At 59.8% G+C, this 12,587-nt stretch carries 9 protein-coding genes; 6 read left to right on the forward strand and 3 right to left on the reverse strand.

From position 1 onward, the window contains the following. Positions 1 to 68 precede the first annotated feature (68 nt). From rimP to infB, 4 genes are read left to right on the forward strand one after another with little or no spacing between them, the layout of a single operon-like run. Positions 69 to 644, forward strand: coding sequence for a ribosome maturation factor RimP (gene rimP / locus ACMU_RS01950; RefSeq protein WP_035255578.1), 576 nt, complete (start codon positions 69 to 71; stop codon positions 642 to 644). Position 645: 1 nt separating this feature from the next. Further along, the gene (gene nusA, locus ACMU_RS01955) at positions 646 to 2,289 is read left to right on the forward strand and encodes a transcription termination factor NusA (RefSeq protein ID WP_035255580.1); all 1,644 of its coding nucleotides are present in this window, start codon (positions 646 to 648) and stop codon (positions 2,287 to 2,289) included. A gap of 19 nt (positions 2,290 to 2,308) precedes the next feature. Then, a complete protein-coding gene (locus ACMU_RS01960; protein ID WP_035255582.1) occupies positions 2,309 to 2,941 on the forward strand; it encodes an RNA-binding protein in 633 nt (210 codons plus the stop codon). Beyond that, a complete protein-coding gene (gene infB / locus ACMU_RS01965; RefSeq protein WP_035255583.1) occupies positions 2,938 to 5,448 on the forward strand; it encodes a translation initiation factor IF-2 in 2,511 nt (836 codons plus the stop codon). The genes ACMU_RS01960 and infB overlap by 4 nt, the downstream gene beginning before the upstream one ends. Before the next feature lie 355 nt (positions 5,449 to 5,803). Here the strand turns inward: infB and mutT are convergent, their stop codons facing one another. The 3 genes from mutT to ACMU_RS01980 are packed head-to-tail and all read right to left on the reverse strand — an operon-like array spanning position 5,804 to position 8,452. Beyond that, entirely contained in the window at positions 5,804 to 6,202 is a 399-nt protein-coding gene (mutT, locus tag ACMU_RS01970; RefSeq protein ID WP_035255584.1) for an 8-oxo-dGTP diphosphatase MutT, read from the reverse strand. Continuing rightward, complete coding sequence (argJ, locus tag ACMU_RS01975; RefSeq protein WP_081805350.1) at positions 6,199 to 7,590, reverse strand: bifunctional glutamate N-acetyltransferase/amino-acid acetyltransferase ArgJ; 1,392 nt, start codon at positions 7,588 to 7,590, stop codon at positions 6,199 to 6,201. The genes mutT and argJ overlap by 4 nt, the downstream gene beginning before the upstream one ends. Positions 7,591 to 7,609: 19 nt before the next feature. Continuing rightward, complete coding sequence (locus tag ACMU_RS01980) at positions 7,610 to 8,452, reverse strand: peptidylprolyl isomerase (protein ID WP_035255586.1); 843 nt, start codon at positions 8,450 to 8,452, stop codon at positions 7,610 to 7,612. A 188-nt stretch (positions 8,453 to 8,640) separates the two neighbouring features. On the opposite strand from ACMU_RS01980, the gene secA reads away from it, so the two are divergent. Together secA and ACMU_RS18570 are read left to right on the forward strand one after the other, a co-directional pair. Further along, on the forward strand, positions 8,641 to 11,331 hold the full coding sequence (gene secA / locus ACMU_RS01985) for a preprotein translocase subunit SecA (RefSeq protein WP_035255588.1): 2,691 nt from the start codon (positions 8,641 to 8,643) through the stop codon (positions 11,329 to 11,331). Between the two features lie 224 nt (positions 11,332 to 11,555). Beyond that, positions 11,556 to 12,560 carry a hypothetical protein gene (locus tag ACMU_RS18570; RefSeq protein ID WP_152544477.1) on the forward strand — a complete coding sequence of 335 codons (1,005 nt, stop codon included), beginning with the start codon at positions 11,556 to 11,558 and terminating at the stop codon, positions 12,558 to 12,560. Positions 12,561 to 12,587 lie beyond the last annotated feature (27 nt).

Below are 12,587 nucleotides of genomic sequence, written 5' to 3' on the forward strand. Positions count from 1 at the left end.
GGGTTCTGCCCGACGCTCCACCGGAATGAACAACGGGCCGCGCGCCCGTTTTTTTGTGCTTGGATGATATGAGCGACCTGATAGCCAAAACGATGATCGACCGGCGATTGGCCGAGATCGTGCAACCCGTGATCGAAGACATGGGGTACGAACTTGTGCGCATTCGTTTGCAGGGCGGCAACACGCCGATCCTGCAAATCATGGCCGACAAGCCCGATGGCGGGATCGAGGTGGACGATTGCGCCGATATCTCGACCGCGGTCAGCGCCATCATGGATGTCGAGGACCCGATCGAAGAGAATTACACGCTGGAGGTTTCCAGCCCCGGCATCGACCGCCCGCTGACCCGCTTGAAAGATTTTGAGGCGTGGGACGGGTACGAGGCCAAGCTGGAAACGGCCGAGCTGATCGACGGGCGCCGCCGGTTCAAAGGCCAGTTGGCCGGAATCGAAGACGATGAAGTGCTGATCGAAATATCTGAGGGCACCATCGGGTTGAAATTCGAATGGCTGTCGGACGCCAAACTGGTGCTGACGGATGATCTGATCCGCGACGTGCTGCGGGCCCGCAAGGCCGCCGGCGTTGTGAACGAAGACGCGTTTGACGAAATAGAAACAGAAGAAACCGCCCCCGAGGAGGAGTGAGATGGCAATTACCTCTGCAAACCAGCTGGAGCTGTTGCAAACCGCCGAGGCCGTGGCCCGCGAAAAGATGATCGACCCCGAGCTGGTCGTCGAAGCGATGGAAGAAAGCCTGGCCCGTGCGGCCAAGTCGCGCTACGGCGCCGAGATGGATATTCGCGTGTCCATCGACCGCAAGACCGGCAAGGCAACCTTTACCCGCGTGCGCACCGTGGTCGAAGACGAAGAGCTTGAGAATTATCAGGCCGAGCTGACGGTTGAGCAAGCCAAGCAATATATGGAAAACCCCGCCGTTGGGGACGAGCTGCGCGACGAGGTTCCGCCGGTTGAAATGGGCCGGATTGCCGCGCAGAGCGCCAAGCAGGTGATCCTGCAGAAAGTGCGCGAGGCCGAGCGGGATCGTCAGTATGACGAGTTCAAAGACCGCGCCGGCACCATCATCAATGGCGTTGTAAAGCGCGAGGAATATGGCAACGTCATCGTCGATATCGGCCGTGGCGAGGGCATCCTGCGCCGCAACGAAAAGATCGGCCGCGAAAGCTATCGCCCGAACGATCGCATCCGGTGCTATATCAAGGATGTGCGCCGCGAAGCGCGCGGCCCGCAGATCTTCCTCAGCCGAACCGACCCGCAGTTCATGGCCGAACTGTTCAAGATGGAAGTGCCCGAGATCTATGACGGCATCATCGAGATCAAGGCCGTGGCCCGCGACCCCGGCAGCCGCGCCAAGATTGCCGTGATCAGCTATGATGGCTCGATCGACCCGGTGGGTGCCTGCGTGGGCATGCGCGGCAGCCGTGTGCAGGCTGTTGTGAACGAGCTGCAGGGTGAAAAGATCGACATCATCCCGTGGAACGAAGATCAGCCGACCTTCCTTGTGAACGCGCTGCAACCGGCCGAAGTGTCGAAAGTTGTTCTGGACGAAGAGGCTGAGCGGATCGAGGTTGTGGTGCCTGACGAGCAGCTGAGCCTGGCGATTGGTCGCCGTGGTCAGAACGTGCGTCTGGCCAGCCAGCTGACGGGCCTGGATATCGACATCATGACCGATGCCGAGGAATCCAAGCGCCGTCAGGCCGAGTTCGCCGAGCGCACCAATCTGTTTATGGACAAGCTGGACCTGGACGAATTCTTTGCGCAGCTTCTGGTGTCCGAGGGGTTCACCTCGCTTGAAGAAGTGGCCTATGTCGAGATGGACGAGCTGTTGGTGATTGACGGCGTTGACGAAAGCACCGCCGAAGAACTGCAGGCGCGGGCCCGCGATGTGCTGGAAGAGGCCAACCGCGCCGCTCTGGAAGCCGCGCGCGCGCTGGGCGTCGAGGACAGCCTGGTTGATTTCGAGGGGCTGACACCCCAAATGATCGAGGCACTGGCGAAAGACAGCGTTCTGACGCTGGAAGATTTCGCCACCTGCGCCGACTGGGAGCTGGCCGGTGGCTGGACATCGGTCGATGGCGAGCGTGTGAAGGATGACGGTGTTCTGGAACCCTTCGATGTCAGCCTGGAAGAAGCGCAGAACCTTGTAATGACCGCGCGGATCGAACTTGGCTGGGTTGACCCGGCTGATCTGGTCACCGAAGAAGCCGAGGAAGATCTGGAAGACGGCGCAGAAGACGACGGCGAAGCCAGCACGGAGGAGGCCGAGGCCTGATCGGGCCGAGGCCGCAGCCATGGGGCGCGCCGCACGGAAAACAAAACCGGGTGAACCGGAACGCCGGTGCTTGGCTACCGGCAAGGTGCAGCCCAAGGCTGGGCTGATCCGGTTCGTGGTGTCGCCTGACGGCATGATCGTGCCGGATTTGGCCGCCAAGCTTCCGGGGCGCGGCATCTGGGTGTCGGCGGATCGGTCTGCCTTGGACAAGGCGATCACGAAGCGATTGTTCGCGCGTGGGGCCAAGGCACAGGTTTCGGTGCCGGACGGGTTGATTGACCTGATCGAGGCGGCGCTGACCCGCCGTGTGATCGACGGCGTATCATTGGCACGCAAAGCGGGTCAGGCCGTGTGCGGGTATGAAAAGGTAAAAGGTTGGCTGCTGACCGGCGAGGCGGCCTATCTGTTGCAGGCGAGTGATGGATCAGGGCGGGGCAAATCAAAGCTCAGCCCACCGGATGGACCGGGATCCTTTATCGGCTGTCTTAACGCCGGGGAAATGGGTTTGGCATTTGGGCGCGAACATGTGATACATGGCGCGCTTGCGGCTGGCGGACTCGCAAAACGTGTTGTAGAGGATGCAGCCAAGCTTACCGGCGTCCGCATGACAGATGGGGCAGGGGCCCCAAAAGAAGGTACGAAGACCATATGAGCGATAGTGACGGCAAAAAAACTCTGGGTGTGCGCAGCGGCGGGGGACGTCCCGGCCAGGTGAAGCAGAGCTTCAGCCACGGGCGCACCAAGAATGTCGTGGTCGAAACGAAACGGAAACGGGTGGTTGTGCCCAAACCCGGGACTGGAAAGTCCGGGTCAGGTGGCCACGCGGGTGATCCGTCGCGCCGTCCGGGCGGGATTTCTGACACCGAGATGGAGCGCCGTATGCGGGCGCTGAAGGCAGCCAAGGCCAACGAGGCCGCGGAAGCCCAGCGTCGTGCAGACGAAGAAAAGCAGCGCGAAGAAACGCGCCGCCGCCGCCGCGAAGAGATTGAAGCGAAAGAGCGCGAACAGCGTGAACGCGAAGAGGCCGCCAAAGCCAAGGCCGAGGCCGAAGAGCGTAAGCGCAAGGAAGCCGAAGAGGCCAAGAAGCACGCCGCCGCTGAAAAGGCCGCTCCGAAAGCGGCCCCAGCCGCTGCCGCAGCGCAGCCTGCTGCCGACCAGCCTGTGCGTGGTGGTGGCAAGCCGACCCCGCGCAAGACCGACCGCGAACGCGACGATGACCGCAACAACCGCAACAACCGCGGTGGCCGGAACGACAACCGTCGCTCGGGCAAGCTGACAGTCAACCAGGCGCTGACCGGCGGCGAAGGCGGGCGTCAGCGCTCGATGGCGGCCATGAAGCGCAAGCAGGAACGCATCCGCCAAAAGGCGATGGGTGGTGCCGAATCGCGCGAAAAGATTGTGCGCGATGTGCAGGTGCCAGAGACCATCGTGGTGTCGGAACTGGCGAACCGTATGGCCGAACGTGTGGCTGACGTTGTCAAAGAGCTCATGAAAATGGGCATGATGGTTACGCAGAACCAGTCCATCGACCAGGATACGGCGGAACTGATCGTCGAAGAGTTTGGTCACAAGATCGTCCGCGTTTCGGACGCAGACGTTGAAGACGTGATCGATTCGGTGGAAGACAAAGCAGAAGACCTGACTGGTCGTCCGCCCGTTGTCACGATCATGGGCCACGTTGACCATGGTAAGACCTCGCTGCTGGACGCAATCCGCAACGCAAAGGTTGTGGCGGGCGAAGCTGGCGGCATTACACAGCATATCGGCGCCTACCAGGTTACCACCGACAGCGGCACAACGCTCAGCTTCCTCGACACACCCGGCCACGCCGCGTTTACGTCGATGCGGGCCCGTGGTGCGCAGGTGACGGATATTGTTGTTCTGGTTGTTGCCGCCGATGACGCCGTGATGCCGCAGACCATCGAAGCCATTGCGCACGCCAAGGCGGCCGAGGTTCCGATGATCGTGGCCATCAACAAATGCGACAAGCCTGAAGCCAACCCCGACAAGGTGCGCACCGATCTGCTGCAGCATGAGGTGATCGTCGAAAAGATGTCGGGCGAAGTGCAGGATGTCGAAGTTTCGGCCATCACCGGCAAAGGTCTGGACGAATTGCTGGAATCGATTGCTCTGCAAGCCGAAATTCTGGAACTGAAAGCCAACCCGACACGCGCCGCATCCGGCGCCGTTATCGAAGCCAAGCTGGACGTGGGTCGGGGCCCTGTTGCCACGGTTCTGGTTCAGAACGGCACGCTGCGCCAGGGTGATATCTTCGTCGTGGGTGAGCAGTGGGGTAAGGTCCGCGCGCTGATCAATGACAAGGGTGATCGGGTGAAAGAGGCCGGGCCGTCCGTTCCGGTGGAGGTTCTGGGCCTAAACGGCACGCCCGAGGCCGGCGACGTTCTGAACGTGGTCGAGGCCGAGGCTCAGGCTCGCGAGATCGCCGAATACCGCGCCGATGCAGCGAAAGAGAAACGTGCCGCTGCCGGGGCTGCCACCACGCTGGAACAGCTGATGGCCAAGGCGAAGGAAGACGAAAACGTCGCCGAGCTGCCGATTCTTGTGAAAGCAGACGTGCAGGGTTCGGCCGAGGCCATCGTTCAGGCGATGGAAAAGATCGGCAACAACGAAGTGCGCGTGCGTGTGCTGCATGCTGGCGTTGGTGCGATCACCGAAACCGATGTGGGTCTTGCCGAAGCGTCGGGTGCGCCGGTCTTTGGCTTTAACGTGCGGGCGAATGCGCCGGCGCGGAACGCTGCCAACCAGAAGGGTGTCGAGATTCGGTATTACTCGGTCATCTACGACCTTGTGGATGATGTGAAAGCGGCGGCTTCGGGCCTGTTGTCGGCCGAGGTGCGCGAAAACTTCATCGGTTATGCCGAGATCAAAGAAGTGTTCAAGGTTACCGGTGTTGGCAAGGTTGCTGGTTGTCTGGTGACCGAAGGTGTGGCGCGGCGTTCTGCCGGTGTGCGCCTGCTGCGCGACAACGTGGTGATCCACGAAGGTACGCTGAAAACGCTGAAGCGCTTCAAAGACGAAGTTGCCGAAGTTCAGTCCGGGCAGGAATGCGGTATGGCCTTTGAGAATTACGACGATATTCGCCCGGCGGACGTTATCGAGATCTTCGAGCGCGAGGAAGTTCAGCGTACGCTGGACTGATCCGCGCGCGGGTCCCGGAACACCAAGACAAATAAAAAGGGGTGGCCCCAGACCACCCCTTTTTCTATTTCTGGCGATATGTGATCAAGCAGCGCGCTGCGTGCTCACAGGGCGGCCTTCAAAAACGCGATCACCAACGCGAACTTGAATATTGCCGTTGGGCATATTGCGAACAAACGCGCCCTGGACGGAAACGCAAGTCCCGACCGTTATTGTGCGAAGCATAATCTCCCCCCAACTCCTCAATTGGTTCTTAAAACGTAATTCATATCCGCAAATTTTTCACGCGGAAATATTAGCATTTTGCCTGTTTTGCGGGCGAAACATTAAGTTTTTTGTAACAAATAGAAGGAGCTTACAGCCAGTCCCGCAAGATTGGCACAATGGGGATGTCCGCCGGTGGCATGTCATAGCGAATCAATTCGTCTTTTTGCGCCCACGCCAACGTCTGCCCTTCGCGCGGGGCCGGGATGCCTTCCCACTTGCGACAGGCAAAAAGCGGCATCAGCAAATGAAAGTTTTCATAGCTGTGGCTGGCAAAAGTCAGCGGGGCAAGGCAGCTGCGCCATGTGTTGATACCCAGCTCTTCCTGCAGCTCGCGGATCAACGCGGCCTCGGGTGTTTCGCCGGGTTCAACCTTGCCGCCCGGAAACTCCCACAATCCAGCCATCGACTTGCCCTCGGGGCGTTGCGCCAACAGAACACGGCCGTCGGTGTCGATCAGCGCTACGGCCGAAACGAGGACGGTTTTCATGAGCGGTAATCCGCGTTGATGGAGATATAGCCATGGGTGAAGTCGCAGGTCCACGCGGTGAACACACCATTGCCCATGCCCAGATCGACCGTGATCTTCAGGTTGTCCAGCTTCATATAGGCGGCACCGGCGGCCTCGGTGTAGTCCGGCGAGACCCAGCCCTTTTCGGCCACCAGCGTGTCACCGAAGTGAATCGTCAATTGATCACGGTCCGCCTTGGCACCAGATTTCCCAACAGCCATGACAACTCGACCCCAGTTCGGGTCCTCGCCGGCGATGGCCGTTTTCACCAGCGGCGAATTGGCAATCGCCATGGCCGCCCTTTTGGCGTCCGAAGGGCTGGCTGCACCGGTTACGGCCACCTCGACAAATTTTGTGGCCCCCTCGCCGTCGCGCACAACTTGATGGGCAAGATCCAGCATCACCGCATGCAGACCATCGCCAAAGGTCTTGGCGTTGCGTCCGCGCAGGTCGTTGATCGCGGGCGCGCCAGATTTACCGGTGGCTGCAACCAGCAACGTATCAGAGGTGGATGTATCCCCATCCACAGTGATTGCGTTGAACGTTTTGTCGGTCAGACGGCCAACCAATCGTTGCAACGGGGCCTGTGCAACGGCAGCGTCGGTGAAGATATAAACCAGCATCGTGGCCATATCGGGCGCGATCATGCCCGAGCCTTTGGCGATACCTGCAATATTTATCGGGGTGCCGTCCAAATCCACCGTCGTGGTTGCGACCTTGGTGAAAGTATCGGTGGTGCGAATCGCCGCGGCGGCCTTGGCCATATCTTCGGGCGACAGGTCTGCCACCATCTTGTCCAATGCGGCCGTAATGCCGTCGGTGGGCAACGGTTCCCCAATCACTCCGGTCGAGGCCGTGAAAACACGCGCTTGCGGTACCTTGGTGGCCGTGGCCACGGCCTTGGTGATTGCTGCCACCGCATCGGTGCCATTGGTTCCGGTAAAGGCGTTGGCATTTCCTGCGTTCACAAAGATGGCGGCGGTTTTACGCCCGGCGGCCTGACCCAGCTTGGCTTCGCAATCCAGCACCGGAGCGGCCCGCGTTGCGGATCGGGTAAAGACGCCCGCCACGGACGTACCTGCCGCCAACTTGGCCAGCATCACGTCATCGCGGCCCTTGTACTTGGTCCCGGTCGCGGCAGTGGCAAATTCCACACCGTCAATGACCGGCATTTCAGGTATGATCTTGGGCGCCAGCGGCGAAACGGGCAGCCCGGCCGGCTTGGCGGCGGCCTTGGCTTTCTTCGCTGGTTTTGACTTGGCTTTGACAGATTTGACGGGCTTGGCCTTTTTGGCCTTCTTCTTCTTTTCCTCGACCTTCAGTTTGGCCTTTTTCTTTTCTTTCTTGTCCTTGTCGCCCTTGGCCATCTGTCCTCTCCGCCGTGTTTTATTTATTCAGAACGAGAGCTTGGTCCCGTAGCAGCGCGGGGTCAATCTCTGTTTCCGGCTTGTCCACGGTTGTCGCCGCCAAAACACGCTCGATCTCGGCTTCTACGGCTGACTGGCGCAGCTGATTCTCGATTTCGCCGCGAACCTGAGCCAATTCCGGCGCGGGTTTTGCACGTTTGTCGATCAAGATAATCACATGCCAGCCGAATTGTGTTTCCACCGGATCGGATACCTGGCCAACACTCAGCGACAGAACGGCGTCTTCGAAGGGTTTCACCATCATGCCGGTGCCAAACCAACCCAGCGATCCACCATTCGGGCCGGACGGGCCGGTCGATTTTTCACGGGCCAAACCGGCGAAATCGGCACCGCCGTCCAGCTCTTCCTTTATGGCGATGGCTTCTTCTTCGGTCTCTACCAGAATGTGCGAGGCGTTAAACTCTTCCTCGGTTGGGGCATCGACATAAAGCTTCTGATACTCGGCTTGCACGGTTTCGTCCGTGACAGCGCCACCTGCGGCGATGGCAAGGGCTTCGTTGGCCAGAAACGACATGCGCTGATTTTCGAACGCCAGCTGCGCTTCGAGGCTCAACTTGCCGTCAATTGTCTGCGCCATGGCGGTTTGGCGTACCAACTGATCCAGTACGGCCTGAAACAGCACGTCGTCGGGCAATTGTCGGTATTGTTCAGGCAATTGTGTGGTCATCACAATCATCTGTCCCAACGTGATGTCCTGACCGCCAACGGTGGCCACGACGGTGTTTGCGTCCTGTGCCAGGGCGGCAATGCCGAAACCGGTGATCGCAAGCGCGGCAAGCGTGGATTTGAAGGTAAAATGCATCTGGGCAACTCCGTTGGTGCCGGTGGGTAAGGCAACGTTGACACTGCTGGGGCAGGCGCTTACATCGCTTGTGGTCCGAAAGCGCCAAACTGCCCCGTTTCAAAGCCATTCCTAGGCGGCCTGAGGCGGGGGGGCAAGGCACCCCCTTTCACGATCGCTTTTTAATTGCGCCACCACGCGGAGAACACATGCTGGGTATCGGAACAATCGCCAAGAAGGTTTTTGGCACGCCGAATGATCGCAAGATCAAATCGACCCGGCCGCTTGTGGCCAAGATCAACGCGCTTGAGGCCGAGTTCGAAGCGCTGTCGGACGAAGGCCTGATCGAAAAGACCGCCGCCTTCAAGGAACGCGTCGCCAATGGCGAGGCGCTGGACGATCTGCTGCCCGAAGCCTTTGCCAATTGCCGCGAAGCCGCAAAGCGCGCGCTGGGTCTGCGGGCCTTTGATACGCAGTTGATGGGCGGGATCTTTCTGCACCAGGGCAACATCGCCGAAATGAAGACGGGTGAGGGTAAAACGCTGGTGGCGACCTTCCCGGCCTATCTGAACGCGTTGACTGGGCGTGGCGTGCACATTGTGACGGTGAACGACTATCTGGCCAAACGTGATGCCGAATGGATGTCCAAGGTCTATGGCGCGCTGGGCCTGACCACGGGCGTGATCTATCCGCAGCAGCCTGAGGACGAGAAACAGGCGGCTTATGCCTGTGACGTGACCTATGCCACCAACAACGAGTTGGGCTTTGACTATCTGCGCGACAATATGAAGTCAGAACTGACCCAGTTGGCCCAACGCGATCACTATTTCGCCATTGTGGACGAGGTGGATTCGATCCTGATCGACGAAGCGCGGACGCCGCTGATCATCTCTGGCCCCAGCCAGGACCGGTCCGAGCTGTATGTCACCATTGACAAGCTGGTTCCGGAAGTGACCGAAGATCACTTCACCATGGACGAAAAAACCCGGAACGTGACCTTCACCGACGAAGGCAACGAGTTCATGGAACAGGCGCTGCACAAGGCCGGCATCCTGCCCGAAGAGCAGACGCTGTATGACCCCGAATCGACCACCATCGTGCACCACGCCACGCAGGCGCTGAAGGCGCACAAGCTGTTTACCCGCGACAAGGACTATATCGTTCGCGACGGCGAGGTGGTTCTGATCGACGAATTCACCGGCAGGATGATGGCCGGGCGACGCCTGTCGGACGGCCTGCACCAGGCCATCGAGGCCAAGGAAGGCTGTAACATTCAGCCCGAGAACGTGACGCTGGCCAGCGTCACCTTCCAGAACTACTTCCGCCTTTACGACAAGCTGGGCGGAATGACCGGCACCGCGGCCACCGAGGCCGAGGAATTTGCCGAAATCTACAGCCTGGGCGTTGTCGAGGTGCCGACCAACCGTCCCATCGCGCGTGACGACGAACACGACCAAGTGTATCGCACGGCGCAAGAGAAGTATGACGCGATTGTTGAAACGATCCGGAAGGCAAACGAAAAGGGTCAGCCGATCCTTGTGGGCACCACGTCGATTGAAAAGTCGGAACTGTTGTCGCAACTGCTGACAAAGGCCGGGTTGAAGCACAACGTGCTGAACGCGCGCCAGCACGAGCAAGAGGCGCAGATCGTCGCCGATGCCGGCAAGCTCGGCGCGATCACCATCGCGACGAACATGGCCGGCCGCGGCACCGACATCAAGCTGGGTGGCAATGTCGAGTTCAAGGTGATGGAAGCCATCGCCGCCGACCCCGAGGCCGACCCCGAGGCGCTGCGGGCCGAGATCGAGAAACAGCATGAAGCCGACGAAGAGGCCGTGAAACAAGCCGGCGGCCTGTTTGTTTTGGCCACCGAACGTCACGAATCTCGCCGGATCGACAATCAGCTGCGTGGCCGTTCGGGCCGTCAGGGGGACCCGGGGCGGTCGTCCTTCTTCCTGTCGCTGGATGACGATTTGATGCGGATCTTTGGCTCGGAACGCCTGGACAAGGTTCTGTCGGGCCTTGGTATGAAAGAGGGCGAAGCGATCGTGCACCCATGGGTGAACAAGTCGCTGGAGCGCGCGCAGGCCAAGGTCGAAGGCCGCAACTTTGATATCCGCAAGCAACTGCTGAAGTTCGACGACGTGATGAATGACCAGCGAAAGGTCATCTTCAGCCAGCGGCGCGAAATCATGGAATCGCAGGATCTGGCCGATGTTGTGCAAGACATGCGTCACCACGTGATCGACGATCTGGTGGATCACTACATTCCCGAACGGTCATATGCCGATCAGTGGGATGCCGAAGGTCTGTATGCGGCGGTCATCGAAAAGCTGAACATCGACGTACCGGTCATTGCCTGGGCGGAAGAGGAAGGCGTCGACGATGATGTCATCCGCGAACGTATCGCCAAAGCGGCGGACGAGGCGATGGCGTCGAAGGCCGTACAGTTCGGCCCCGAGACCATGCGCAATGTCGAGAAGCAGCTGCTGTTGCAAACCATCGACGGCAAATGGCGCGAGCATCTGCTGACATTGGAGCATCTGCGCTCGGTCGTTGGGTTCCGTGGATATGCACAGCGAGACCCGCTGAGCGAATACAAGACCGAAGGCTTTGCCCTGTTCGAAAACCTGCTGAACGCTCTGCGTGAAGAGGTGACCCAAAAGCTGGGTCAGGTGCGTCCGATCACACCGGAAGAGCAAGAGGCGATGATGGCGCAACTGGTGGCGCAGCAACAGGCGGCTGCGGCTGCGGCGGAAGGACCTGCAGGCGGGTTCACCCCCCTGATCGACGGCTTTGACGAAAACGATCCCACCACATGGGGCAATCCAGGCCGGAACGATCTGTGTCCTTGCGGTTCGGGCAAGAAGTTCAAACATTGCCACGGTCGATTGACCTGATCTGACCAAATTCTGGCATGATCGTGGCGCGCTGGGCGAGGTTCCCGGCGCGTTCTACTAAATGCGCACCGATTTCAGTGTTTTGGCCCATATATTGAGGTCTGAAAACTGTCACCATAGCCGCAACAATCCCATTTTCGGCCCACCTGCCGCCACGATTGACCCCTAGCCTGCACACGGGTAGCAGGAAAGGGTAGGCCGTGAAGTTTGACCGCAAGAAGCTGATGATCGGGGCAACCGTCTTAATCGCCGCCGGTGCTGGACACCTGGTGCAGAATACTGGCAACGCGCAAAGCGTAACGCCGGTGGCCGAGTTTGTGACCCCTCCCGCGACGGCCGAACGTTTCGAGCTTGAAAATGTCGCTACACTTTCTGCAAGCACGGACGCTGGTCCCGAACTGCCGAAGCTGCCGGTTGCGCCCTTGGCGCCTGCTGCTCTTTCTACGCCGGAAAACGCTGCGATTTCCGAGCGTATGGAGGGTCTTGATGCCGGGCAAGCATCGGTTACCGATCGGACCGCCGCGCAACAACTGAACCAGTTCGGCATGGAGTGCGAAACAGCTCTGACAGCAACTGCGGGCAAAGCGGCAATGGTGCAACTGCACGTCTCGGCCACCTGCGCGACAAATGACCGGATCGAAATATTGCACGGACGCCTCGCCTTCGCGGCCCGCCTTTCAAACACTGGAACGGCAACGTTGGATGTTCCCGCACTGGATGGCAGCGCGACTTTTCTTGTGCGCCTGAGCGATGGCGACATTCTGCGCGGCTTTGTCGAGGTGCCGGATGCGGCGGATTTTGAACGTGTCGTGTTGCAATCTGATGGCAGCGGACTGATGGAACTGCACGCCTACGAATTTGGTGCAGGCTATGGCGAAGACGGCCATGTCTGGGCTCAGGCACCGCGCGGGGCAGATCAGGCCCTGCAGGGCAAAGGCGGCTTCATGTCCGTGCTTGGCGATGGCACGTTGGCGTCGCCTATGGTCGCGCAAGTCTATAGCCACCCGAAGGGTCAGGCACTAAACAGCGACGTCGTGCGTGTCAGTATCGAAGTGCCGATTACCGAAGGCAATTGCTCAAACGATCTGAACGCCGAGGCGTTGCAACCTGGGCCTGACGGATCCATGCAAGCCATCGACCTTACGCTGGCAGCACCCGGTTGCGATGGGATCGGTGAATTTCTGGTGTTGAAAAATGTTGTCCGAGACCTGAAGATCGCCGCCAACTGACGCGAGGGCGGCACACCGGATGATCCG

Source organism: Actibacterium mucosum KCTC 23349 (assembly GCF_000647975.1).
GTDB lineage: Bacteria > Pseudomonadota > Alphaproteobacteria > Rhodobacterales > Rhodobacteraceae > Actibacterium > Actibacterium mucosum.